26 protein-coding genes are annotated in these 25,945 nt (G+C 40.7%); 10 read left to right on the forward strand and 16 right to left on the reverse strand.

All coding sequences use genetic code 11. The features are described from left to right. Positions 1–406: 406 nt before the first annotated feature. From HUJ21_RS03020 to HUJ21_RS03045, 6 genes are all read right to left on the reverse strand, one after another. Positions 407–634 (reverse strand): hypothetical protein, encoded by a 228-nt coding sequence (locus HUJ21_RS03020; protein ID WP_366483567.1) that lies wholly within the window; start codon positions 632–634, stop codon positions 407–409. Positions 635–710: 76 nt separating this feature from the next. Next, positions 711–983, reverse strand: coding sequence for a hypothetical protein (locus tag HUJ21_RS03025; RefSeq protein WP_291367168.1), 273 nt, complete (start codon positions 981–983; stop codon positions 711–713). Further along, the gene (locus HUJ21_RS03030) at positions 980–1,495 is read right to left on the reverse strand and encodes a hypothetical protein (RefSeq protein WP_291367170.1); all 516 of its coding nucleotides are present in this window, start codon (positions 1,493–1,495) and stop codon (positions 980–982) included. Before HUJ21_RS03030 ends, HUJ21_RS03025 begins: the two co-directional genes overlap by 4 nt. Positions 1,496–2,044: 549 nt before the next feature. After that, positions 2,045–3,505 carry a potassium/proton antiporter gene (locus tag HUJ21_RS03035; RefSeq protein ID WP_291367172.1) on the reverse strand — a complete coding sequence of 487 codons (1,461 nt, stop codon included), beginning with the start codon at positions 3,503–3,505 and terminating at the stop codon, positions 2,045–2,047. Between the two features lie 197 nt (positions 3,506–3,702). Then, entirely contained in the window at positions 3,703–4,644 is a 942-nt protein-coding gene (locus HUJ21_RS03040) for a DUF1080 domain-containing protein (protein WP_291367174.1), read from the reverse strand. A 140-nt stretch (positions 4,645–4,784) separates the two neighbouring features. Further along, complete coding sequence (locus tag HUJ21_RS03045) at positions 4,785–5,357, reverse strand: hypothetical protein (protein WP_291367176.1); 573 nt, start codon at positions 5,355–5,357, stop codon at positions 4,785–4,787. A 174-nt stretch (positions 5,358–5,531) separates the two neighbouring features. Between HUJ21_RS03045 and hisH the strand changes: the two genes are divergently transcribed. From hisH to HUJ21_RS03080, 7 genes are all read left to right on the forward strand, one after another. Then, the gene (gene hisH, locus HUJ21_RS03050; RefSeq protein WP_291367178.1) at positions 5,532–6,116 is read left to right on the forward strand and encodes an imidazole glycerol phosphate synthase subunit HisH; all 585 of its coding nucleotides are present in this window, start codon (positions 5,532–5,534) and stop codon (positions 6,114–6,116) included. Further along, a complete protein-coding gene (gene hisA, locus HUJ21_RS03055) occupies positions 6,116–6,838 on the forward strand; it encodes a 1-(5-phosphoribosyl)-5-[(5-phosphoribosylamino)methylideneamino]imidazole-4-carboxamide isomerase (protein ID WP_291367180.1) in 723 nt (240 codons plus the stop codon). Before hisH ends, hisA begins: the two co-directional genes overlap by 1 nt. Position 6,839: 1 nt before the next feature. Then, positions 6,840–7,595: an imidazole glycerol phosphate synthase subunit HisF gene (gene hisF / locus HUJ21_RS03060; protein WP_291367181.1), complete on the forward strand. Its 756-nt coding sequence runs from the start codon at positions 6,840–6,842 to the stop codon at positions 7,593–7,595. A 61-nt stretch (positions 7,596–7,656) separates the two neighbouring features. After that, positions 7,657–8,262 carry a bifunctional phosphoribosyl-AMP cyclohydrolase/phosphoribosyl-ATP diphosphatase HisIE gene (hisIE, locus tag HUJ21_RS03065; protein ID WP_291367434.1) on the forward strand — a complete coding sequence of 202 codons (606 nt, stop codon included), beginning with the start codon at positions 7,657–7,659 and terminating at the stop codon, positions 8,260–8,262. A gap of 5 nt (positions 8,263–8,267) precedes the next feature. Then, entirely contained in the window at positions 8,268–8,678 is a 411-nt protein-coding gene (locus HUJ21_RS03070) for a gamma-glutamylcyclotransferase family protein (RefSeq protein WP_291367183.1), read from the forward strand. Between the two features lie 103 nt (positions 8,679–8,781). Then, a complete protein-coding gene (locus HUJ21_RS03075; protein ID WP_291367186.1) occupies positions 8,782–9,318 on the forward strand; it encodes an SRPBCC family protein in 537 nt (178 codons plus the stop codon). Positions 9,319–9,663: 345 nt separating this feature from the next. After that, positions 9,664–10,173 (forward strand): fasciclin domain-containing protein, encoded by a 510-nt coding sequence (locus tag HUJ21_RS03080; RefSeq protein WP_291367188.1) that lies wholly within the window; start codon positions 9,664–9,666, stop codon positions 10,171–10,173. Positions 10,174–10,217: 44 nt separating this feature from the next. On the opposite strand, the gene HUJ21_RS03085 is transcribed toward HUJ21_RS03080, so the two are convergent. The 8 genes from HUJ21_RS03085 to HUJ21_RS03120 form a co-directional block, all read right to left on the reverse strand. Further along, on the reverse strand, positions 10,218–10,919 hold the full coding sequence (locus tag HUJ21_RS03085; protein ID WP_291367190.1) for a 2-phosphosulfolactate phosphatase: 702 nt from the start codon (positions 10,917–10,919) through the stop codon (positions 10,218–10,220). Then, complete coding sequence (gene gcvT, locus HUJ21_RS03090; protein ID WP_291367192.1) at positions 10,916–12,010, reverse strand: glycine cleavage system aminomethyltransferase GcvT; 1,095 nt, start codon at positions 12,008–12,010, stop codon at positions 10,916–10,918. The genes HUJ21_RS03085 and gcvT overlap by 4 nt, the downstream gene beginning before the upstream one ends. Positions 12,011–12,131: 121 nt before the next feature. Then, positions 12,132–13,511, reverse strand: a complete 1,380-nt coding sequence (locus tag HUJ21_RS03095; protein ID WP_291367194.1) for a RagB/SusD family nutrient uptake outer membrane protein — start codon at positions 13,509–13,511, stop codon at positions 12,132–12,134. A gap of 12 nt (positions 13,512–13,523) precedes the next feature. Continuing rightward, on the reverse strand, positions 13,524–16,592 hold the full coding sequence (locus HUJ21_RS03100; RefSeq protein ID WP_291367196.1) for a TonB-dependent receptor: 3,069 nt from the start codon (positions 16,590–16,592) through the stop codon (positions 13,524–13,526). 282 nt (positions 16,593–16,874) lie between these two features. Then, positions 16,875–19,217: an outer membrane beta-barrel family protein gene (locus HUJ21_RS03105; RefSeq protein WP_291367198.1), complete on the reverse strand. Its 2,343-nt coding sequence runs from the start codon at positions 19,215–19,217 to the stop codon at positions 16,875–16,877. A gap of 42 nt (positions 19,218–19,259) precedes the next feature. Beyond that, positions 19,260–20,516: a HAMP domain-containing sensor histidine kinase gene (locus HUJ21_RS03110; RefSeq protein WP_291367200.1), complete on the reverse strand. Its 1,257-nt coding sequence runs from the start codon at positions 20,514–20,516 to the stop codon at positions 19,260–19,262. After that, positions 20,513–21,202: a response regulator transcription factor gene (locus HUJ21_RS03115; protein ID WP_366483572.1), complete on the reverse strand. Its 690-nt coding sequence runs from the start codon at positions 21,200–21,202 to the stop codon at positions 20,513–20,515. Before HUJ21_RS03115 ends, HUJ21_RS03110 begins: the two co-directional genes overlap by 4 nt. Positions 21,203–21,355: 153 nt before the next feature. Then, positions 21,356–21,682 carry an iron-sulfur cluster assembly accessory protein gene (locus tag HUJ21_RS03120; RefSeq protein WP_166151542.1) on the reverse strand — a complete coding sequence of 109 codons (327 nt, stop codon included), beginning with the start codon at positions 21,680–21,682 and terminating at the stop codon, positions 21,356–21,358. Positions 21,683–21,788: 106 nt separating this feature from the next. Between HUJ21_RS03120 and mce the strand changes: the two genes are divergently transcribed. Beyond that, positions 21,789–22,199, forward strand: a complete 411-nt coding sequence (mce, locus tag HUJ21_RS03125) for a methylmalonyl-CoA epimerase (RefSeq protein ID WP_291367213.1) — start codon at positions 21,789–21,791, stop codon at positions 22,197–22,199. Further along, a complete protein-coding gene (gene thiL / locus HUJ21_RS03130) occupies positions 22,192–23,223 on the forward strand; it encodes a thiamine-phosphate kinase (RefSeq protein ID WP_291367215.1) in 1,032 nt (343 codons plus the stop codon). Before mce ends, thiL begins: the two co-directional genes overlap by 8 nt. Positions 23,224–23,257: 34 nt before the next feature. On the opposite strand, the gene HUJ21_RS03135 is transcribed toward thiL, so the two are convergent. Both HUJ21_RS03135 and rlmD read right to left on the reverse strand, forming a co-directional pair. Then, positions 23,258–23,635: a hypothetical protein gene (locus HUJ21_RS03135; RefSeq protein ID WP_291367438.1), complete on the reverse strand. Its 378-nt coding sequence runs from the start codon at positions 23,633–23,635 to the stop codon at positions 23,258–23,260. Then, positions 23,635–25,044 (reverse strand): 23S rRNA (uracil(1939)-C(5))-methyltransferase RlmD, encoded by a 1,410-nt coding sequence (rlmD, locus tag HUJ21_RS03140; RefSeq protein WP_291367217.1) that lies wholly within the window; start codon positions 25,042–25,044, stop codon positions 23,635–23,637. Before rlmD ends, HUJ21_RS03135 begins: the two co-directional genes overlap by 1 nt. Before the next feature lie 88 nt (positions 25,045–25,132). On the opposite strand from rlmD, the gene HUJ21_RS03145 reads away from it, so the two are divergent. Then, positions 25,133–25,945: an SDR family oxidoreductase gene (locus tag HUJ21_RS03145; RefSeq protein WP_291367219.1), complete on the forward strand. Its 813-nt coding sequence runs from the start codon at positions 25,133–25,135 to the stop codon at positions 25,943–25,945.

Raw genomic sequence — 25,945 nt, forward strand, 5'->3', positions numbered from 1 at the left:
CCTTATATGGTTCCCTTATTTTTAGAACCATATAAGACATATAAGGAAATATAAGGTTTAGGCTACAAAAAAAAATCTGTGGTAATCTGGGTTTATCTGTGGTGAATCCTTTGTTCCCACCACGGATTAGAACAGAGAAAATCAAATACAAGCCCACTTCTATGTTCTTCTATACCTTATATGGTTCCCTTATTTTTAGAACCATATAAGACATATAAGGAAATATAAGGTTTAGGCTACAAAAAAAAATCTGTGGTAATCTGGGTTTATCTGTGGGGAATCCTTTGTGCCCACCACAGATTAACACGGAGAAAATCAAAAACAGCACTACTTCTATGTTCTTCTATTCCTTATAGGGTTCTCCTTATTTTACCAAGCATATTAAGAGGGCAGTTGATATGAAGTTTTATTTCACTTCTTTTTCAATAATTCTGGGGTTGAGTTTTACCTTTCTTTTGTCGGCTTTTCGTCTTATTCTCATGTTTACCAATTCAGTACCTAAAGAAAAGAATACGGCAAAATAGATATAACCTTTCGGTACTTCTATATGGAACCCTTCAACTAAAAGCATGAATCCTATTAGAATCAAAAAAGATAGGGCAATCCATGTTTCTGTAAGGAGGAATATTTCCATAATCGGTATTTTTTTATTTTAAGAATAATCTGAGAGGGAGATTCAATTTTAGTCTCCCTCTCAAGAATCTTTAAACTCAATCAATTTGAATTATGGCGTTTTTTGGGATGAAAAGATTTCCTTTCAGACATACAATCTCTTCGGTAGCTGCCCAAATAGTGGTTTCCACTAGAAATAAATTATGTTGAAAGTCAAGAAAAGTGATTTTTACTTTTCCATGCGCTATATTTCCCAATAGCATGGCTCTTTGCAGGTCCATATTTCTTTTTGTAATCTCGATTGGCTCAGACAAAACTTCCTTTTTTGAGTAATGGAAGTTGATCAGTTCTTCTTTGGCTATGGTTTTCATAGGACTAAAGCTTTTTTGGTAAGTTGCTGCATACAGGAAACTATTTCTGTTTCCCATTTTTTGATCAATATGGTTTCTCCAAGCAGATCGGAAAAAGTTTCTCCGTCATAAAATTCTAAGTTATGAACCAGCTCAGCCTTTTCCGAATAAAATATGAGTTCCAGTTTATCGATCACCTTTCTGGTCGATGTTGGGCTTACCACTTTGCGGGATTCCTCTTTTATTCGCACATGACCAATCAAATGTATATCAATCAGAACAGGAGCGCATGAATTGATGTCTTCTGAATAAATGAGCTTTCCTTTTTGGGGGTCTATACCAATGAAATATTTGTTTCTCCACAGGTCTTTCACCTGAATATCAAGTTGTTGATTTTTTGCAAAATCAGCCAGGAGTTTTTCTGCCAATTCCACCTTTGCTTTTACCTTTTTATTATTGATGTAAAAAGGCATAATGAAGGCAATGATGGCCACTATTGCCATGGAAAGTGTGATGATATCTAAATCAAACATGTTGTTATTGTGTTTCTGGTAGGATCAATTGATGATCTTCCGTATGGATTTTTTTAAAGAAATACCTTTAACCTAAAGGGCAAAGGTTTTTTCCTGCAACAAAAGTTTTGTGCAGGGGAGAAAAAAGTTAGGACTACCAGAAGTAATGACTAGGGAAGAGGGCCTCCCTGATGCCAAATTTAATATTTACAGTCCGGGCATTTGAAAACGAGCTTTGAAGGCTACGTCCAAAATGTATTAAGATTTGGGGGAAAGGGGATACTAAAAAATCTCCTCCGTCAAAAATATTATTTGGTAACTGGGATTGGGTTTGTAACCCTTCATTTGTTAGCGCAATGGGCCCGGCCAAATCATCATAGACCGGTTCGTAAGAGACTGTGTTCGAAAATGCTGCTATATGGAAAGGGTTGGCTATACCTGAAAAATAGGATTGACAGACCATTAATATGGACAGACAAACACCTACAAATGGTTTGACTATTTTTAGCATGGATTTAATAGAACCCTTAATACCGACTATTACGCTGGAGTTGAAAATAAGTTTTGTTTTTAGATGCCCAATGCCAATTTTATTTTTTCTTCTTCGTCTTCCGAATTCATCATGACCATTAGTTTGTCACCTGAATGAAGTTCGGTTAAACCATTTGGGGTAATGAATTTATTTCCCCGGTTGATCAGTACAATCAGACAGGTCTTGGGAAAATCTAATGATACTATTTTCATTCCGTCTACAATAGCATTTTCAGGCAGTTCCACTTCTACCAGTGCATTTTTAAAGTCCTCTGATAATTCAAGGTCGAGAAGAGATCGCCTCTTCAAACCTTCAGGAACTGATAAATGAAGCAGTCTGGCGGAAAAAGAAAGAGTGGTTGCCTGTAAGGCTACTGAGGTTAAAACGATAAAAAAGACCACATTAAACAGCATACTGGATTTGTCAATGCCTGCAATAAGAGGGAAGGTTGCAAAAACAATGGGTACCGCTCCTCTGAGACCAACCCAACTTACAAATACTTTTTCCCGGAGTTTGAATTTAAAAAAGGTGAGAGATATAAATACCCCTATAGGCCGAGCCACAAAAATCAAAAATAATGCAATAACAAATCCAAAACCCATAACCGGAATTACCTGGGATGGAAACACCAATAAGCCAAGGGTAATAAACATAATGATCTGCATCAACCAGGCTACTCCATCAAAAAACTTTATCAGGCTTTTTTTATGTAGCATTTTCCCATTTCCTATTGTCAGTGCTGCTACATAGACTCCTAAAAATCCATTTCCTTCCAATAGGTCAATCAGAGCGTATGTCATGATTACCAGACCCAGCATGAGTACCGGATAAAGGCCCTCGTATTCAAGATTTATTCTATTTACCAACAAAACAATTCCTCTTCCCATCAAATAACCACCCAATCCTCCGATGATCATTTGAAGGAAAAATACGGGGATTAGCTGAGGCCATGTAAAACCGGACACGGAGATTAGTGATGTCAATCCAACCGTAAGGAAAAAGGCCATCGGGTCATTGCTTCCTGATTCAAGTTCCAATAAGGGTCTAAGATTTCCTTTTAGACCTATACTTTTTGCCCTTAGAATTGAAAATACGGCTGCCGCATCCGTAGAGGAAACGATAGCACCCAGCAATAAACTTTCCAGAAGCGAAAAGTCAAAAAGGGTATACGAGAATAGGCCTACAGCTATGGCTGTAAACAATACACCCAGGGTAGATAATACCAGTCCCGGGCCCAAAACGGGTTTAATGGCTTGCCATTTGGTGTCCAGACCCCCTGAAAATAAAATATAAGTTAAAGCGAGAATGCCCATAAATTGAGCTACCCCTGGGTCTTCAAATTCGATTCCACCAATACCGTCAGAGCCTGCCAACATCCCAATGCCAAGGAAAAGCAACAAAATGGGTATGCCTGCTTTGCCTGCAGTTTTACTGGCCAATATACTGATGATCAGCAGTAGGGAACTAATTATCAATATGTTTTCCGGGCTCAATTCCATTTGGTGTAGTTTTTCTGTATTTGTTTTGGCATCCTATCGGTTACATATTCCTACTCTACGATAAGTTTACCAGAAAACATAGAATAGATAATGGGGAAAAATCTAATTCAAAAAAGTTTATAGATTTTAAAATTAAAAAAGTCAACATCCTTATTTTAAAGGATGTTGATTTTTGGTAAGTATTGAAAAGGACCTGTTTATTTTGCCGGAGTAATCTCTATTTTCCGGAACTCAATAGCACCATGATCTCCCTGAAGCATCAATGGCCCTGGCTGACCTTCATCACTGTCCAGAGCTCCTCCGGTAATACCGGGGATGATCTGATCGCAAATGATTTCTTTACCGTTTGCAACGATGCTTACCCTACGGCCTATAAGGGTAATATCAAAAGTTTGCCAAACTCCCGGAGATTTTACCACCATCTCATTTGGGGTTAAAAATCCATAAACGCCACCAAAATAAATGGAAGAAGGCGGAGTGCCTTTATTATCTTCAATTTGTACCTCGTATCTGCCTCTCAGGTACACCCCGCTGTTACTTCCCTCAGGATATCGGAATTCTACATGAAGCTTAAAATCCTCAAACTCCTGGTCTGAAATCAGGTTGGCTCCTGCTTCTTTGCTGGTCAGGATACCATTGATGACTTCCCATTGGTTCTGTGATTTGTCAGCATGCCATCCATCCAGGTTTTTCCCATTGAAAAGCTCAATTGTTTTTCCCCATTTTGGCGCATTCTCTCTGATCATTAAAGGAGCCTTTTCTCCTGTAAAGCTGTGTTTTTTCCCCATGCTGCTGGTAATGGTTCCGGTCAATTTTTCGCCCTCCAGTTTTCCTTCAAATACCATGTCTCTATCTGAATCATCCCATTGGGGAGGAATAGAAAAGCTGATTTCACCATCCTGATAATTCACCCGGCTAATAGGTCTTGCACTACCGTTGTGGGCCACGAAATAGCCTACCAACGTTTTGATCCCTGATAACTTTACTTCCAGCCAGGAGGGCACCTCCTGTCCATCCATGTTTACTGTTAGGTCCCATCTTCCTTGTATTGCATTGGTCTCCTGAGCTTTGACCGTATGGTTTGAAAAGAGTAAGGTCAGAAGGAACAGTATTGGTAATTGAAATTTTTTCATCATCATGTCTTTATTGATTAATAATTTTAAAATTACTGGATTTTTACTTCCTTTTGAAACAGAATTTAAAAATAATGCCATAAAATAAAGATCCACTGGAATTTTAACCGAAAAGTTCAATTTTCTTTCCTACAGTAATTTCCTTTTCAGGTGACCCATAGCAATAGTACACCACATAACAGTCCAACCATTCCGCCGATGAGCAATTCGTTGGTTTTGTGTCTTTCCAGTTGTATTCTGGACCATGCTATGAAGGGTATGGCCATGAGCAGCAATAGTGCCGGCAGGGGATGGATTTGCCACAAGCCAAGGGAAACATAAAAGGCCACGGCCATGTGGAGAGATACTTTCAGCCAGAAATTCAGAACAAATGAAGTCACCACCAATAGAAGCAATACCAGGCTTCCGGCAAACACCGGCCAGGGTTGGTTGCTGGTCCAGATAAAAAGTATGACCAATAGGGTCAGTACCGTTAAGAGAGTAAACATGGAATAGCGATCTTTCCTTACAGAGACATCAAAATTTGTATAGATCCCTTTTTTTGTCCTGCTTTGGTTCCATATAACCAGGGGTATAATGCCAATTGCAGTGATAACTGTAAGGGTCCAGGTGGCCTTCCATAGCGAATGAATGGAAAAAAAAGTATAAGCCATAAATACCAGTATGAGGCTTATGGGGTGCGCAATGCGGGAAATGATCAGTGCGAGGTGGTTTTTCAAAATTTATTCTTGCGGTTGCTTATTTTTAAGTTCAGTTCCAATTTCAAAAGTAAGCGTTAAAAGTTATTATTTCCTAATGCATATTTCCGGTTAAACCTTCGCCCCTAACGCTAAATGCTGTAATTTAGCGGACGATTATTAAAAGTTAAATTTGTCCACCGGGTACAAACAAAAATGGAAGTAGCAGTAATCAAATACAATGCGGGGAATGTGCAGTCGGTACTTTATGCCATGGAAAGGTTGGGAGCCAACGCTACCTTAACAGATGATTGGGAAACCATACAAAAAGCGGACAAGGTCATCTTTCCTGGTCAGGGTGAGGCAAGTACTGCCATGAAATACCTGAAAGAGAGGAAGCTGGATAAATTGATCAAGTCTTTGGAACAACCCTTTTTTGGGATTTGTCTGGGATTACAGCTGCTTTGTGAGTTTTCTGAAGAATATGATACCCAATGTTTGGGTATATTTCCGATACAGGTAAAGAAATTTCCACCATTGGACAAGGTACCTCATATCGGCTGGAATAATTTACAAAACCTGCATTCTCCCTTGTTGGCAGGATTGGATGAATCTGCTTATGTCTATTATGTGCACAGTTATTATGCAGCTGTTGATCCTGAATTTACCATCGCTACTTCGCACTACATAACGGATTTTTCAGCTTTGCTGCAACGGGATAACTATTATGCCATGCAGGCCCATCCTGAGAAAAGCAGCTTGACGGGAGAAAAGATTTTAACCAACTTTCTGAATTTATAATGGAAATTATTCCGGCAATTGATATCATCGATGGAAAATGTGTTCGCCTTACCCAGGGAGACTACAATCAAAAAAAAGAGTATGCCTCTGATCCTATAGAGGTGGCGAAAAGGTTTGAGGCTGCAGGTATCCGAAGGTTGCACCTGGTAGATCTGGATGGGGCAAAAGTTAAAAGGATTGTCAACAAAGATGTGCTGAAAGGGATTTGCCAGTCCACCTCCCTGCAAGTGGATTTTGGAGGAGGAGTACAATCGGATGAGGACATTGCTCTGGCATTTCAACTTGGTGCCAAGCAGGTCACCGGGGGAAGTATAGCCGTTAAAAACCCGGAATTATTCACCAATTGGTTACAGACTTATGGAGGTGATCGACTGATATTGGGCGCTGATGCCAGAAACAGGAAGATTGCCATTTCGGGTTGGCAGGAAACTACAGCCATGGATTTAATGGATTTTATCAAAGATTATCACCAGAGAGGAGTACAATATGTGATTTGCACGGATGTCGCTAAAGACGGCTTGCTTCAGGGGCCTTCTTTGGCGCTTTACAGGGAAATAATGGAGGAGATTCCGGAGATACGCCTGATTGCAAGTGGGGGAGTAGCGACGGTTCAGGATCTGGAGGATTTGGAAAAAGCGGGCGTATACGGCACCATCATTGGTAAGGCATTTTATGAAGGGAAGATTACTTTAGCGGAACTCAGTACTTTTATTCAGAATTAATATGTTGACAAAAAGAATCATACCCTGTCTGGATATCAAGGAAGGTAGAACCGTGAAGGGGGTAAATTTTGTGGAGCTGAGGGATGCCGGGGATCCTGTAGAGCTTGGAAAGGTTTATGCCGATGAAGGAGCCGATGAATTGGTATTTCTGGATATTACGGCTACTGTAGAAAAACGAAAAACACTGGTAGAGTTGGTTACAAAAGTGGCCAAAACAGTGAATATTCCCTTTACGGTAGGCGGAGGGATTTCCACTGTGGAAGATATTAAGGCCTTGTTAAATGCAGGGGCAGATAAAATCAGTATCAATTCTGCTGCGGTGAAAAATCCGGGTATAGTGGACGAGATGGCAAGAGAATTTGGCAGCCAATGTATAGTGGTAGCCATAGATACCAAAAACATGGATGGAGTCGACTTTGTGCATACACACGGTGGTCGAAGACCAACCCTCCTTCAAACACAGAAATGGGCAAAGGAAGTCACAGAAAGAGGAGCAGGAGAAATATTGCTTACCTCCATGGATCATGATGGCGTGAAAAATGGTTTTGCCAATGAAATTACAAGCGAGATTTCGGCTTTGTTGGGAATACCCGTAATCGCTTCAGGGGGTGCTGGTAAAATGCATCATTTCAAGGATGTCTTTACCTCCGGAAAAGCAGATGCTGCACTTGCCGCTAGTATTTTTCATTTTAAAGAAATTCCTATTCCTGAGTTAAAAAAATACCTGCAGGCTGAAGGGATTAGTATAAGACTATAAAACTTAATGATTAGCAAGGAAACAGGGCAGTTACCTGTTATAAGATGCTATTGATAATATGATGGATAATTTAACTATTGATTTTGAAAAGGTTAACGGCCTGGTTCCGGCCATAATTCAGGATATAAACACCAAAGAGGTGCTCATGTTGGGCTACATGAATAAAGAGGCTTTGGATAAATCTCTTCAAAGTGGAAAAGTGACCTTTTTCAGCCGGACCAAACAAAGGCTTTGGACCAAAGGGGAGACTTCAGGCAATTTTTTAATGATTCAAAAAATGGAATTGGACTGTGATGCCGATACACTTTTGATTCAGGTTAACCCCAAAGGGCCGGTTTGTCACAAAGGGGATGATACCTGTTTTGCCCATGAAAATCACAGTAAAACTTTTTTCATTGATGAGCTGAGAAAGGTCATTAAAGAGCGGAAAAGCAAGCCTTCAAGTAAATCATATACCTCATCCCTATTTGCTGCAGGAATCAATAAAGTGGCCCAGAAAGTAGGCGAAGAAGCTGTTGAAATTGTGATTGAAGCCAAAGACGATAACAAGGAATTGTTTATGGGTGAAGCGGCAGACCTTTTGTTTCACTATTTGGTATTGCTGGAAGCCAAAGGATATGAATTGGAAGAAGTGATGGAAGTATTGATCAACCGGCATCAAAAGTAGGTATAGTGGCCGGACAGACAAATTTATTTGTTTACGGTACCTTGAGAAGGGGATTTAATCACCCAATGGGTCAATTTTTGGAGAAAGAGGCTGATTTTCTCCGCAGGGGGTATATTTTTGGCTTATTGTTTGATCTGGGGCCTTATCCTGTTGCAGTGTACTCTGATAAACAGGATCAGCAGATCGTTGGTGATATTTACGCCTTTCAGGAAAACTCCAACCTTTTATCCATTTTGGATGATTATGAAGGGATAGGGGAATTACTGGAGACAGGAGTGACTTTCGAACGAAAACAAATGGTGGTAAGGTTGGCCGACGGATCTCAATTGGATGCCTGGGTCTATTTACATGCTGGGTATATAGACCATTTGATCCCTATTGCCACAGGGGATTACCTGGCTTACAAATGCAGCTAAATTTTTGTTGGGATCCAATAGAAAAATTTATCAAATAATTTTTATATTGGATTGGTTTACAGTTGATTACTTTTTGTTTTCTTCAAATTAAAATTTAAAAACCATGAAAGTTTTAAAAATAATTCTAATCATCCTATTGGTGCTGATTGCGATTCCGTTGGTAATGGCTGTTTTTATCCAAAAAGACTATTTTGTGGAAAGAGAGATAACCATCAATAAACCCCACGAAGAAGTATATAACTATTTGAGCATGTTGAAAAACCAGGATAATTTCTCCTCCTGGTCATTAAAAGACCCAACAATGAAAAAGACCTATACCGGTTCGGATGGACAGGTTGGATTTATAGCAGGCTGGGAAAGTGAAAACCCAGATGCAGGGGTGGGAGAACAGGAAATAATTGGAATAGACCAAGGCAAACGTATTGATTATGCACTTCGCTTTAAGGAACCATTCGAAGCTTCAGATTTAGCCTATATGGAGTTTGAGGAGGTCAATTCAAATCAAACCAAGGTTATTTGGGGATTTGAAGGGCACATGGATTACCCGATGAATGCCATGTTGGCTTTTATGGATATGGAAAGCCTGATTGGAAATGATTTTGAAGAAGGTCTCCAGCGCCTGAAGGAAATTCTGGAATAAACAAGCGTATTTTTCCCTATTGAGGCCAATATGGATGCCTGTTCATTACATGGGTATCGTTTTTGATAAAATGAAATTTCCATTGTGGAGTGGACTGAATTAATTATAAAAAATTTAAATTATTACTTTTAATAAGCCAATCCTTTTTAAATTTTATTGGTATTCAACTATTCGTTAAAATTATTTTGAATTATAAACGCGCCATTTTGGATTCAACAATCAAAAGCTGATGGTATACGTTTAAAATCTGTAAATCAAACTTTTATTTTGATTTAATATAAAAATTTATGCAAACATTCTGTTTTATTTCTGGTTTCCTAGTTGTAACAATTAAATCAACTTACCATGAAAAAATTAATGAGTGTATTCGTAATGGCGTTGCTATTGTCAGCAACAGTATTTGCCAATGATGATGAAAAAAAACCTGTAAAAAAAGCGGCAGACAAAGACATTGTCGATCTGGCTGCGGGAACTGATTTTCTGTCGACACTGGTTGCAGCGGTAAAAGCTGGCGGACTGGTAGATGTTTTGAAAGGCGATGGTCCGTTTACTGTGTTTGCGCCTACCAATGATGCTTTTGCAAAACTTCCTGCGGGAACGGTTGAAAACCTATTGAAGCCAGAAAACAAGGATCAATTGGTCAAAATTCTTACTTATCATGTAGTGCCTGGAAGCATCAAGGCGTCCGATTTGGAGAATGGTATGGAAGTGGAAACAGTTCAGGGTCAAAAAATCAAAGTGATGTTGTCTGGTGGTAAAGCCATGATCAACGAAGCTACAGTAACAGCTGCAGATATTGAAGCGACCAATGGAATGGTACACGTAATTGACTCAGTGATCTTACCAGAAATGTAAAAATCAATTAATATTGAAGCCGTTTCCATCTGGAAACGGCTTTTTTATTTTAACCTCAACAGGTTCTTTTGCAGAAAGACGATTTCATCGTACTGGTTTAGGGTTAGGCAGAAGTCAATATCCCTCTCCAGATGATGGTTTTGAAGTCTTTTGGCATGAGAGGCTTTTTGAAGAAATCCGGCTAAATTATTTTCGGAACTTTGAAACAATGCTTCCATGGCCATTGTCGCATCACATTCATGTTTCCTTCCAATAGCCAATGATAATGCCCCTGCAAATAAGGCATCTTCCACATTGAATCTCCCTTTCCAGCCAGCACAAACCACAAGGATATCATTATTCACAGCTTTCAGGTAATTGGCAAGCGCATTGATGTTAAGAAAGGCCCCAATTAGTACTTCTGAAGCATCATTTTGGACGAGTGAAATGGCTCTTGTTCCATTTGTGGTAGTCATGGCAATCTTTTCGCCTGACAATTGTCGGTTTGTATAAACCAGAGGGCTGTTTCCCAAATCAAATCCATCGGCTTGCTGCCCATTTCGTTCTCCGGCAATTTTCCAACCTTCTTTTTTATAGGCCCTGCATTGCTCAAGATCTTTGACTGGAAGTATGCATTGAACTCCATTCGCGAGGGCAGTGACCATGGTGGAGCTTGCCCTGAAAATATCAACCACCACTACTGTTTTGCCCTTGATTTGGTGCAGGTGAATCAGTTCCGGGCTGAGGCAGGTTTCTATTGTGTTCATTTTTTGAGTAAGGGGAGTTTTTCAACCGTAGCTTGAATATTTTTCTTTCTAACCGATATCGCAATTCCGGTACCGGGTTTGGCATAGGCAATATCGACATATCCCAGGCCTATTCCGATTCCCATACTTGGAGAAATGCTGCCAGAAGTAACCTCACCGATTGGTTCACCTTCCATATTGACGATGGGATAATGTGCTCGGGGGATACCTTTTTCTTTTAAGGTAAAACCTACCAGCTTCCTTTTTACTCCATTCTCTTTTTGTGCTTTTAAGCCGTTATGATTGATAAAGTCTTTAGTGAATTTGGTAATCCATCCCAAACCTGCTTCTATGGGTGAGGTTGATGCGGTAATGTCATTCCCATACAGGCAATAGCCCATTTCCAGTCTGAGGGTATCTCTTGCACCCAAGCCAATGGGTTGAATGCCATATTTCTGACCGGCTTCAAAAATAGCCTCCCAGACCTTTCTTGCATCCTTATTTTTCACATATAATTCAAATCCTCCTGCACCAGTGTATCCTGTTGCCGAAATGACCACATCCTTTGCACCGGCAAGGGTACCTGATTTGAAATGATAGAATGGTATATCAGCTAAATTTACATCAGTAAGTGGCTCCAGGGTTTGCAAGGCCTTAGGGCCCTGAACTGCAAAAAGGGAAATATCATCGGATATGTCTTCCATTTCAGCTCCCATGGTATTGTGGCTTTTGATCCATTCCCAGTCTTTGGCAATGTTGGAGGCATTGACCACCAGCATGTAGCTGGTATCATCCATTCTGTAAACCAGGAGGTCGTCTACTATTCCTCCGGTTTCATTGGGAAGGCAGGAATATTGGGCCTGCCCTATGGAAAGTTTCTCTGCATCGTTTGAGGTGACTTTTTGAATCAGGTCTAGCGCTCTGGGTCCTTTTATTAAAAATTCTCCCATATGGGAAACATCAAAAACTCCAACCTTCTCTCTAACCAATAGGTGCTCAGCTATATCCGAGCTATATCTTACAGGCATATTATAACCAGCAAAAGGAACCATCTTTGCACCCAAAGATTCGTGAAGGTCATTTAGCGTTATCTTTTTGATTTGTTCCGGCATAAATATTTATTAGGGGGTTTTTGATAGGCCAAAGGTAATCAATGTGCTGTAATTTTCAGAAAAGGCCATAAAAAAAGACCACTTCAACAATGAAGTGATCTCTTTCGTTATACCTTATTAATTAACCCCCATACCCGGAATTCTGAACCAGCTCAGGATTCGCATCCATTTCTCTTTGTGGAATTGGCAGAACCATCCTGGGATCATCAAAATTGTATTGTAAATCAGTGGTGTTATTGTCCTGAATTTCTCCTCTTGTCCTTTTGATGTCGTGGATATAATGCCCTTCATGGGCCAATTCCAGTTTTCGTTCCATAAGGATTTCTTCCAGGCTCAAGCTGGATTTGGCCGGCAAGTTCACCCTGGCCCTAATCCTGTTGATGTCCTCTAATGGAGTAGCTCCGATTGAAGTCCCCTCTCTGAAATTGGCTTCAGCTCTGGTAAGGTACATTTCTGCCAGCCGGATTACTTTAACATTCCGGAATTGGTCTCTCCATTTATCTGTTCTTATTTCTCCGGCTCTTTCTACAAATTGTTCCAGCCTTTCATCGCCTTCCTCGTATTGGTTGATATGGGCGTCAAGAATGGTGACATCTCCATCCCTGCCACCAAAATCAGGAGTGGAATAAAACAAGTGCATGGCATTATCTGGATCTTGTGCATTTACCTGGATGGCAAACAAGTCTTCCTGGGTATCGGCTGGGTTATTAAAAGCGGACATGTAGTCATCTATCAAAGATTTGCCATTTTCTGTAGCAACAGTAATGCTACGGTTCGCTGCATCTCGCGCATCTTCGAAGCGTTCCATCTGCAAATAAACCCTGGAAAGCAAAGCCGAAGCCACGTAATTTCTGGCAAAAAAACCATTGCTTGCCGGAAGTAAATCTTCAGCGGTTTCCAGATCCTCCAATACCTGCTGGTAGACCTCTTCTACAGTATTCCTTGGAAGTAAGTCTTCTTCTGACACTTCTCTAGTAGGGCTTAATACCAAAGGAACTGCCAGGTTGATATTGGCATTTCCTTCCGAATAGGGCAAACCGTAAAGTTTTGCTAATTCAAAATAAATTGCGCCCCTGATAAATAAAGCTTCTCCCAAAATCCTGTCCCGATCGGCTTCATCAACCAGGTCAATCACCTCTAGTATGTTATTGACCACGTTTATGGCACTGTAGGACCTGAGCCAGGTATTGGTAATGAACGAGTTGTTGGTAAAGATGCTTTTGTTGTAGATCTCCCGGGGTTGATTAAAGGTACCCTCCCAACGGATCTCATTGTTGGCCCCAAGCATCTCAGCATACAAGATGGTTCTCCCACCCCAAAATTCCTCATCCCTCATGTTGGCATAGGCACCTATCAAAACCCTTTTGATATTGGCATCACTGTTTAGCGCAATTTCCTGATCCACACTTTGGGCAGGCGTTAGTTCAAGCTGATCCCCACAGGAGAAGAGCATTATGCATGCGCTTAGAATTAACGAAAGTTGTATATAATTGAATCTCATTGTTCTCTGTTTTTAAAATCCTACATTGAGCCCTATGGAAAAGGTTTTCGCTTGTGGGGCTGAGTAAAAATCATTACCCTGGAAAACATTGGCATCTGAAGTCGTACTTCCCAGGTAATCCGCATTTACTTCTGGGTCCCATCCCATATAGCTGGTAAAGGTCAGCAGGTTCTGCGCCATCAAATAGATCCTTGCGCTGCTGATCTTCATTTGATCTGTTAGGTTGGAAGGCAGGTTGTAGCCAAGAGAAAGCGTTTTCAGGCGCACATAACTTCCATCCGAAATGTACCTGCTGGAGGCATTACAGCCATTACATTCTCCCAGTCGGGCCTGGGGAATATTGGTTATATCCCCTGGGTTTTGCCACCTGTTAATTTGTTCTGCGGTACTGTTATCAAACCAATCCCCATTGGCTGCATAAAAACCAGCCCCACCTTCATATATTTCATTCCCGAAAACTCCCTGGAAGAGAAAAGAAAGTTCTACATTTTTGTAGGTCAGGTTGTTCGTAATGCCCGCAATGAAGTCAGGATTTGGGTCCCCTACTACCATTCTTGCTGCATCGTTGTAATCATTGGTTGTTTCAGTCAACGCCTCATTGCTGTAATAGAGTGCATCGCCATTACCTGGATCTACTCCGGCATATTTGGGCCCGTAAAAAACGCCAATAGCTTCTCCGACAAATATTCCATTCAAAAATCGGGAATTGGAGGGAGGAATGGAATTCTGACCTTCAGCAAGTTCCCGAACCCGGTTGATATTTCTGGCAAAATTAAAAGAGGTATTCCAGCTGAAGTTTTGGTCCGCATAGTTGGCGGAGTTCAGCACCACTTCAAAACCGTAATTCTGCATTTTCCCGATGTTTTGCCTTTGGGTAGCAAAACCGGTGGTACCCGGAACGGGAACCAGCAGCAATAAGTCACTGGTTTGTTTGTCGTAATAATCCAATTCACCGGTTAACCTGTCACTGAACAATCCAAACTCAATGCCCACATTAAATTGAGCAGTGGTTTCCCAGGTAAGATTTGGATTATAGATTTGGGTGGGCTCCAAACCTGGTTGAAGTCCATAGGAAACCGGACCAAATAAGCCCAGGTGATCAAAATTTCCTATTTCAGCATTACCTGTAAGGCCGTAAGAAGTTCTTATTTTTAACAAGCTAAGGCCTTCGGATCCTTTCAAAAATCCTTCTTCAGTGATGATCCAGCCAATTGATCCGGCAGGGAAAAAGCCGTACTTGTTATTTTCTCCAAATCGAGAGGAAGCATCGTACCTTGCACTTAGAGTCATGAGGTATTTGTTATCCAGTTTGTAGTTGATCCTGGAAAAATAGGAAAGGAAAGAAAAATTGGTAAAGGTAGAAGTACCTTCCACAATTTCAGCAGCTGATTCAAGTGTTTTCAGATCATCCAGCGGAAATTCCTGTCCATCTACCCTGGTGTAATTGTCTTCTGTTTTTTGGAAGGACATCCCGGCAACTGCCTCCAACTGATGCCTGTCAGAAAAGGTATTGGTATAGGTGAAGTAATTGTTGGTATTGTAGTTGACAATCCTTGCCCATCGGGAAGTGCCAAAGCCATTTGTTCCCTGGCCGGTAATGGTTCTGGATCCGAAAAAGCGTTCATCGTTTTGATTGATGATGTCTACCGCAAAATCGGATCTGAATTTCAGTTTTTCGCTGAATACATATTCTCCGAAGATGCTGTTGATGTTCCTGAAACTGGTAGTCAGCCAGTTGGCATTTTCAGAATCAATCAGGTTATTGTAATAGGTGGTGGTTGGTCGGTCATATAAGACCCCGTTTTCATCTCTGATAGGTGTAATGGGCGCCAAGGCTACCAACTGAATGGGGTTGTTGAACTGATTATCTTCCGGCAAACGGGTTGTTTCGGTTCTTGCCAAACTGAAATTGGCTCCTAAAGAAAACCGATCTGATATTTTGTGGTCCAGGTTTAGCCTTCCTGAAATCCGCTCGAAGTTATTTCTTATCATGATGCCCTCCTGCTTATCGTAGGCTGTAGAGAAATAAAATCTGGTTTTTTCGTCTCCTCCACTGGCTGAAAAATTTACATTGGTTATTCCGGCATCAGGATTAAAGGCCTGCTCTTGCCAATCTGTATTCACATTGCCCTCTCTCCAGTCCGTATGGCCTGCATACCTGTCCAGTCGACCTTCCACAAATTCAAGGTCGGAATCTTCGTAATCAGCAGGATTGTTGATCGGATCAAGCCCATTGGCCAGGTCATTGTTATAGCCCGACTCTCTCATCAACTCAATGTATTGGGCGGAATTTAGGAATTCATTCCTTCGGGTAGGGCTACTGACTCCCCTTTGAATGCCCACATTAAATTTGGTCTTACCTGAGGTGCCGCTTTTTGTGGTAATCAGTACCACGCCATTAGAGGCCCGGGCACCATAAATAGCCGCAGCAGAAGCATCTTTCAACACTTCGAAGGATTCAATGTCATTGAAGTTTATATCTGCCAATGGATTACTTTTCCCGATGGTCCCGGAAGAGGTGACCGGAATTCCGTCAATCACATATAAAGGCTCATTTCCTCCGGAAATGGATGAGGTACCCCTTACCCGGATTTTGACTCCTTCACCTACTTTTCCACTGGAAGATTCTACGAATACACCTGACATCCTTCCCTGCAAGGCCTCCTGAAAAGTGGGTACTGGGACATTGGCAATTTCCGAGCCTTTGAGTGAGGCCACATTTCCAGTGAGATCTCCACGGGTTACACTACCATAGCCCACAACTACCACCTCTCCCAATGTTTGGGCATCAGGTTGCAGGGTAATATTAAGTGTATTTTGGTTTCCTACTTCAACTTCCTGGGTAATGAAACCAATATAGGAAAAAACCAGGGTCTCCCCATTTGAAACCGGGATACTAAAGGTTCCATCAATATCGGTGACAGTACCCCTATTGGTATCCTTTATTCTTACATTGACCCCAGGTAAGGTTAGGTTGTCCTCCCCGGATATTACCTGTCCGGTTAGGGTTCTACTCTGGGCCCATCCTGTTATTGGCCATGCCAATAGCACCATCATCACAATGAGTAAACTTCTTTTCATACAAATAAAGATTAGGTTTTTAATGAATTGGAGGTAATGTTGGGTGTATTATCTCGATTCAAATTTGATGAATTCTATTTTCATCAAGCTGCAAGCTGTTTTAAATTACTCGCAAAGATAAAATAAAATTAGATTAAAACATAAAAAACCTCAAAACCAATAAAATACGTATAAAAAACAACCTCCATCATAGAAGTAAATATTTATTTCCTCAAGATGAGATAAAAAAAAGCCTGGTATAACTAACCAGGCTTTTCCAATTGAAAATTAACCTAAAGGTGATTAAAACCGGTATTTTGCACTTACCATCACAAACCTGGTCTCTCTTTTGGCATAAAAGGATTGTCTGAATGTATTTGTCAGGCTGTTGCCAGCGAACCTGCGGGTATCAAAAATATCTCTTATACTTACCGAAAGTGCGCCCTTGTTTTCCCAAAAGCTTTTTTGAAAGTTGGCATCAACGTAATACTGAGAAAGATCCCTGCCTTGAGCTTCAATTTCTGCAGATTCATAGTTGCCGACCAATTGGAAACTGAACCCCATCGGCAGTGTAAAACTGTTCATCAATTTGGTGTTCCAGGCAAAACCCTGGTTTACAAATTCCTCACCTATATTAGAGCCATCTACTTTTAGTTGAAATGCGGTAAAACTTCCATTGATATTCCACCATGGGGTAATGTCTGTAATACCTATAAATTCTATTCCATATGATTCTGCTGTGTTCAGATTAGCAGGTTGGGAATAAGATATACCATCTTCGATGATCGTAACAAAATCCAATTGGTTACCTACATGACGGTAAAATAAATTAGTGGTAAGACTGGAATTTTCAAAGTTTGCCAGATGTCCAAATTCTAATGAATGGATCATTTCTGGTTGCAGATTTGGATTTCCCCTTCTGACACTCAGGGAATCTGTAATATCAGGGAAGGGATTCAACCTCCAGGCGGTGGGTCGGTCTATTCTTCTGCTATAGGATAGTTTTAGGGAATTCTCCTCGTTGATTTTGTATAAAGTTTGAAGACTGGGAAACAAGTTGAAATAATTTTGTTGGTTGGACTCTCCCGTATTTTCCAAAAAAGTATCCACAAATGAATATTCTCCCCGCAATCCCAAGGTATAATCAAATTTGGGAGAAGTGTTTGAGTAGATGAAATACCCTGCATGGATTTGATCCTGATAAATAAACCGGTTACTGACATTGCTGTCTTCTACAAAATCCTGAATATTCTCTTCGAATCTTGTGTAAATATAATCGTTGTCAAATTTTCTGATATTTGATTTTAATCCAGCTTCAATTTTGGCATCTGAAGATAAGGGGCTGGTAAAATCTGCCTGGAATACAGATACATATCTTTTCTCGTCTGTAAAAGCACGTTCCATTCCATTCAGATTTTCTTCCAGAGGCTCGCTGGTATTTCTAAAAATATCAATGTTTTGAATCTTATATTGGTTTCTGTAGGAATTGCTTGCAATTACTTTAAAGGTCTTGTCCTTATCCTCAAAAGTCCTTTCATATATCAGTGCATTGTCAAAACCGTCATCAGCTTCCGTTTCCCGGTTTCTTCTTACATATTCCAAAACCAAATCATTGGTTTCATTTTCCCTGAGCTCTGAATATAAAGTATTGATTTGGCTATCGTCACTGGTTTGAAAAAAACCTTCATAACTGATAATATTGTTTCCAAAGTAGTAATCGGCTCCAAAATTAAGGTTGTGTCCTATATTTTCATCAGTTGAGTTGGTGTTTTGGCGTAAGGTTTCTTCATCCTCAAAAATTTCCCGCTCGGTTCTCCTTTCGCCGATGGATCTCCACCTTCTGAAATTGTACCCTGCAAAAACGTTGTATTTTAAGGTACGGTGATTGATGTTGACGCCCGCATTTGTTCGACCTCTTGTGCCGTAAGTAAGTTCCCCATTACCATGTGTTCCCAGGTTTTCTCCTTTTTTAAGCACTATATCTATGACCCCTGCTTCGGCTTCAGCATCATATCTGGCGTTGGGGTTGTTGATAATTTTAATTTGTTCTATGGCACTTGCCGGAATCTGGTCCAGATTCTGCGTTAAAGAAGAGTTTCTTCCATTGATCAAAATATTTGTTCCCGAACTTCCTCTCAGTGTTATGGATCCGTCTTCAGAAACACTCACCGATGGGGTATTTCTTAAAATGTCAAGTAGGGTCCCTCCAAGGTTAGAAAGATTTTGACTGGGATTTATGGTGAGCCCTTCCGCATCTGATCGGATAGGGAATTTTGAAGATTGAACGACCACTTCTTCCAGATCCTGGTTTTCAGAGGTTAACTCAATGGTTTCAAGACTTCGGTTACGGTCCAGGTTGATTTCCAATTCTTTTTCATCATATCCAATTAGAAAAAACCGGAGCAGATATTCTCCTCTTGCCGCAGTTATGGAAAAATTGCCGTTGTCATCTGAATCTGAGAATGCTACAGGTCGGCTTTCTCCAGGTTCAAAAAGGGCTACCTGAACAAAAGAGAGTGGATCTTTGCTGTCATTAGCTGTCAATTTACCCTTAATGTTGTAAGTTTCATTTTGACTAAATCCAATGTTGGTAAAGAATAAGCTAATCAGCAAAAAAACAATAGAAAATAATTTAGTTGGTTTCATATCTGTTCTTGATTCGTTACAAGTTTAGGTATACAATTTGAATCAATTTTGAAGTTGGATAGTAATCTGATGCTCCTCATTGATAAAAGTATAATCCAAAATGTAACCATGAATCCTACAGATTTGTTGTACAATAGACAGTCCCAATCCAATTGATTCACTCATAGGATTACCCTTCTTGAATCTTTTCAGGTACTCGGTAACATTACCTGTTGGTTTGGGTCCTTTATTTTTGATAATCAAGGACTTATTATTAACTTCCAGGTAGATGTATCCAGGGCTTTCATTGTGTTTAATGGCATTGCTTAGCAAGTTGTTGATGAGCATTTCGGCCATATTGGGATGCATGTCAATTTTTACAGAAGGAGTTAATTGTTGATGAAGGGTAATGTTTTTGATGCCCATTAGTTCTTCATACTCTTTGAGGCAATCTGCAATCAACCGGGATAGGTCTATAGATTTGGAGCCTTCAAATTCCTGATTTTCCAATTTTGCCAAAGTGGCCAGCGAATTAACGATTTTAGTCATTTTTTCATTGGCATTATAGGCTGCCGCTATCCAGTTGGCTTGTTGGTTGTTGATGGGGCTATTGAGCAGGAGTTCAAGCTTACCGGAAGCGACAGCGATAGGGGTCTGGATTTCATGGGACAGGTTTTCAGAAAATTCTTTTACCACCTTGTAATCACTTAAAAGACGGATGGACATTTTATTCAAAAAATCGTGTAGCTTTTCAAATTCTTCGGTCTTTGTGGGTTCAAATTCCAGTGGTTGGTTATCTTTAAAACTAAAGTTTTTAATCCTATTCAGACTTTGATGAAATGGTTGGAGGATTCTTTTTGATACCAATCGGCTGGTTACTGCTATAAAAATCAGGAGCATTAAAAAAATGGCAACCATGGTTTGTACAACGGTTTCGGTAATATCATTAGACTCAATCATGATATTATAGGTAGACATATAGAAATGCCTCCCATTGACCAGGTATGATTTACCGGCTTTAACTTGTCTTTCTATCTGTTCCAGGGGCTCATGCCAAGCCAGGGTATCTCCGGATTGGAAAGGTATCATGGCTTGGTCTGGTGGCAGTTCTTTGATTTCTAATCGATCTTTCCGGAGCCGTTCGGGATTTTCCAGTGTTTCCATTTTTTTGGCATACCGGTCAAGTTGTCTTTCCAGCTCCTTTCCTTGCTCAAAATCGATTTCTGATTCCAGTTTGTAGAAAATAAGCAGGCCTCCGATCAAAAATACGATGATGGATATGCCAAGATACCAAATGGTAAATTGATTGATTAATTTCATTTTTCTGGAGAGGTGTTAAATTTATAGCCTATTCCATAGACTGTTTCTATGTAATCTCTGCCTCCAGCCTGACAGATTTTTTTCCTGAGGTTTTTGATATGCTGATAAACAAAGTCAAAATTGGCCAGGTCATCGGTGTAGTCACCCCATAAATGTTGTACAATGGCTTGCCTGCCAAGTACCCGGTCTTTGTTGGTCAAAAAGAAAAGAAGCAGGTCAAATTCTTTTTTGGTCAGGTCCAGCAAGGTTTGGTTGATCAATGCCTGTAAGTTTTCAGGATTAACCTGAATTTCATTAAAGGTCAGGACATCAGCTCCACCCAATTGGTTTCTACGGTAAAGTGCTTTTAACCTGGCATGTAGTTCAGCCAAATGAAATGGTTTGGTAAGGTAATCATCTGCGCCAATTTCGAGGCCCTCAATTTTATCACCCAGGGATCCTTTTGCTGAAATTATGAGAATATTACACTTTGATTGGTTTTTTTTAATCACATCAATTAAATCCAGACCAGTCCCGTCAGGAAGCATAATGTCCAGGATGATACTGTCATAGCTGTTGATCAGCAACTTGTCTTGTGCATCGAAGCAATTGCTACAGGCATCGCAAAAAATCCCTACGGAGGCCAGAAATTCTGTAATATTGTCCGAAAGTTCTATTTGATCCTCGATTAAAAGAATTTTCATCATTCAAATAAAAGAGGTGTTTTTGAAGCAAATCTGAAGAAAAGCTCCGTTGCGTTTTCTGAAACAGGTGTATTAATATTTTGAACCAACAAAAATAAAATCCAAACCGGAATCAGGATTAAACCGGTCTGGATTTTTTCAAAATTCTGACGAATATCAAATGGAAAAACTCTCTCCACAACCACAGGTTCTGGATGCATTGGGATTGACAAATTGAAAACCTTTGCCGTTTAATCCATCACTGAATTCCAAAGTTGTACCTGCAAGATATAAGAGGCTCTTTCTGTCTACAATGATTTTAACCCCTTTGTCTTCAAAAACATGGTCTGTTTCTGAAGTGGTATTATCAAATCCCAAATCGTACATCAATCCTGAACAACCTCCGCCTTTGACAGATACTCTGATGTTTTCATCAGTATTTCTGTTCTCTTCCTGTCTTAATTCAAGGATACGATCCTTGGCTTTTTCTGAAACGATGATCATATCTTTTCAATTTAAATTTATGGCTTGCCGAATACTTTTTAAACCAACAAGGTTAAAAATTAATTCCATTATCTTTATTTGCTCAACAAACAAAGATAATAAAATCATGATGAAAATAGAACATATCGGCATAGCAGTAAATGATTTGGATGCTTCTAATCAGGTGTTTGAAAAATTACTGGGCAAGGCAGCCTATAAACAAGAAATTGTTGAAGGAGAAAAAGTCAAGGTGTCCTTTTTTCAGTCAGGGGACCTGAAGGTGGAGCTTTTGCAAGCTACTGATGAAGAAAGTCCCATTGCCCGGTTTTTAAAGCAGAGAAAGGAAGGTATTCATCACCTGGCTTTTTCCGTGGAGAATATCAGAGAAGAAGTAAAAAGATTAAAAGCTGAAGGCTTTACTTTTTTGAATGAAGCAGCAAAGGATGGGGCAGATAATAAATTAATCGTATTTTTGCATCCAAAATCCACCAATGGAGTATTGGTGGAATTGTGTCAGGACAAAAATGCATATGGATAAGGATAGAAGAACAGAGATAGGAACCCTGGGGGAATTTGGGCTTATTGAAAAAATAAGCGAAAATGTTCAATTGAAACATGCCAGCTCATTAAAGGGAATAGGTGACGATGCGGCAGTACTTGCGCCAACAGACTTGCTGCGGGTGTTGACTACTGATATGCTGCTGGAAGGAGTTCATTTTGATTTGTCCTATACGCCACTAAAACACCTGGGTTTTAAAGCGATTGCGGTAAATGTCAGCGACGTGGCCGCCATGAATGCTATTCCCACGCAGGTGACAATAAGCCTGGGTTTATCCAACAGGTTTTCCCTTGAGGCGGTGGAAGAACTGTACGAGGGAATTAATCTCGCTGCTACACATTATAACCTCGATTTAGTAGGAGGAGACACCACCGCTTCAAGGTCTGGGTTGATCATTGGAGTAACGGCAATCGGAGAGGTGAGAAAAGAGGAAATCAGTTACCGGTCAGGAGCTAAAGTAAACGATATCATTTGTGCAACAGGGGATCTTGGCGGGGCTTTTATGGGCCTTCAGGTTTTGGAAAGGGAAAAACAGGTTTTCCTTTCTGATCCAAAAATGCAGCCTCAGTTGGAAAAATACGCCTATATCACGGGGAGGCAATTAAGACCTGATGCCCGAATGGACATCATTCATGAGTTCAGGGATTTACACCTGGTGCCTACCAGTATGATGGATATTTCAGACGGATTGGCTTCAGAGCTTTTTCACATTTCCAGGGCATCCGGGGTAGGGGTGGCCATATATGAAGACAAACTGCCTATAGACAAGCAGACCTACGATACTGCCCTGGAATTCAACATGGATCCCATCACCTGTGTTTTGAATGGGGGAGAGGATTATGAACTTCTCTTCACCATTGACCAAAAGGATTTTAGTCTATTGGAGAAACATCCTGACATCCATTTTATCGGTCATGTGACAGCGCAGGAGGATGGCAAGGTGTTGATAACCAAAAGCGGAGCCGCCGTCCCACTCAATGCCCAAGGCTGGCAGCATTTTTAACGGGAAAGGGTAATCAAAGGCAAAACCCATTCAATCATTCATTTGGGTAAGGGATATAAAGGAAATTGGTGAACGTTTCATCCACCACAAACAGGCAGCAAAATTCATCCGGATCTTTATAAGTGGCCTTAAACTGCTCCAGGTTATCTTCCTGGATGAGTTTTCTTTGGATAAATTCATCCAGGTAGGTGATATAATAATTCCAATCGATGGGCTTCTCCTCTTTGCTTAGAAAAAGCTGTCCTATGGGTTGCTCTGTCTTGCTGATTGGAAAAATGGGGAATTCAGAAAAACCTCTTTTTCTAACCTGGTATGAAGCTTCTTTAAGGTTTTCACAAATTTTTATAAAGTCACTGCTGATAGTCCCCAGGTATTTTCCGTTTAATTCAGGGTCATTTTCGTTACTGATCATCATTGCTCTTTCAATTCTAATAAAACTACATTTTCTACATGGTAAGTTTGTGGAAACATATCCACAGGCTGTATGCGATTCACCTTGTATTTTTCGGAAAGCAAGGCAACATCCCTGGCCTGGGTTGCCGGATTGCAACTGACATATACGATTTTCGGAGCCGATAATTTCAGCAGCATTTGAATCACGTCTTCATGCATTCCTGCCCTTGGGGGATCGGTAATGACCACATCTGGTCTTTGGTGCTGGCTGACAAAATCGTCAGTCAATACATCTTTCATATCGCCGGCATAAAACAGGGTGTTTGAAAGCTGATTGTGCAGGGCATTTTCTCTGGCATCCTCAATGGCAGGGCCTACGTATTCTATGCCAATTACCTGTTTGGCATTGGCGGCAACAAAGTTGGCAATGGTGCCGGTTCCCGTATAAAGATCATAAACCGTTTCATTCCCCGTTAACCCTGCAAATTCCCGTGCCACCTGATACAAGCGGTAGGCCTGAAGAGAATTGGTTTGATAGAAGGATTTTGGTCTGATCTTAAACTTGAGTCCTTCCATGCTTTCTTCTATGAAATCTTTCCCGGCATAAGTATGGACGTCCAGGTCCAGAAAGGTTTCATTCTTTTTTAGGTTCACAATATATAAGAGTGAGGTGATTTCGGGAAAACGCTCTTTCAGAAAGCCCATGGTTTTGTCTATCCCAGCCGGGTCATCTTCACCAAATTGTACAATCACCATGGTCTGTCCATCTACTGTGGACCTGATGATGAGGTTTCGGAGCAGGCCGGTTTGGTTGATGATATCGTAAAAAGTCAGGTTTTCTTTTAAAGCAAAAGTTCTCAATTCATTTCTGACTTCATTGGAAATACCGCCTTGAAGGTAACAATGATTAATGTCCACTATTTTATCAAATCTTTTTGGGACATGAAAACCCAGGGCATTTCTTTCAAAATTTTCACCGGAATCGATTTCTTCCCGGGTAAGCCAGCGGTTATTGGAAAAAGTGAAATCAAGTTTGTTTCTGTAATAACGGGTATCTTTGGCACCGATAATGGGCATGACTTCCGGTAGAGGGACTTTGGCAATTCTTTGGAATTGATCCACCACCTGCTGTCTTTTGTAGGTCATTTGGAGCTCATAAGAGATATGTTGCCATTTGCAGCCTCCGCATGTGCCAAAATGTTCGCAAAAGGGGCTCACTCTGTTGTCCGAATATTCATGAATTTTGATGGCCTCTGCTTCCATGAAACTGCTCCTTCCTTTGGTAACGCGCACGTCCACTACATCTCCCGGTGCTACGTTGCTTACGAATACGACTTTTCCTTCATGGTGCCCCACGCATTTTCCTTCGCTGGCTATTCTTTCTATTTTCAGCCTTTGAAGGACCTTATTCTTCATTTTTCTTGACATAGGTTGCAAAATTAATCATTTTCGGTCAAAGGGATTAAATTTGTCCTGAATGGTTTCAGGTTTTTGCATACCTTGATAAAAAATACATATGGATCTAAAAGACAAAGTTGTAATCATTACGGGGGCCACCTCCGGCATTGGTGCTGCCTGTGCCAAAATTTTTGGTAAAGCAGGGGCCAGAATTTGGATTACAGGCAGGAGTCAGGTAAAACTGGACGAAACGCTGCTGATGCTTCAGAAAGAAGGGATCAATTGTGCGGGCGGAATTTGTGATGCTGCCGATCCTGTTCAAAACGAAAAGATGGCAGAAGATGCAAAGGAAAAATTTGGTTCTATTGATGTTTTGATCAACAATGCGGGTGTGAGCATGCGGGCTTTGTTCAGTGATTTGGATTTGAAAGTTTTCCACCGGGTCATGGACATCAATTTTTGGGGTACCGTATATGCGACCAAATATTGTATGAATGATATTGTTAAAAACAAAGGGGCCATAATAGGCGTGTCGTCCATCAATGGGTTCAGAGGTACACCCGCAAGGACAGCATATACGGCTAGTAAATTTGCTATGAATGGCTTCTTTGAATCTTTGCGAACAGAAGTAATGAAATTAGGCGTTCATGTGTTGGTGGTATGCCCGGGCTTTACCGCATCCAATATCCGAAACAATGCTTTGCTGGGAGATGGAAGTACACAAAAGGAATCCCCCAGAGATGAAGATAAAATGATGACATCGGAGGAGGTGGCAGCTGCCATTTTAAAAGCCCTTCGCAGAAGGAAGAGAGACCTGGTCCTTTCCCGTGAAGGTAAACTGGCTTCATTTTTGAATAAATGGGTACCCGGATTAATGGATCAGGTGGTGTACAACCACATGGCCAAGGAAAAAGATTCACCCTTTAAGTAA

It is taken from the genome of Cyclobacterium sp. (assembly GCF_014762705.1).
GTDB lineage: Bacteria > Bacteroidota > Bacteroidia > Cytophagales > Cyclobacteriaceae > Cyclobacterium.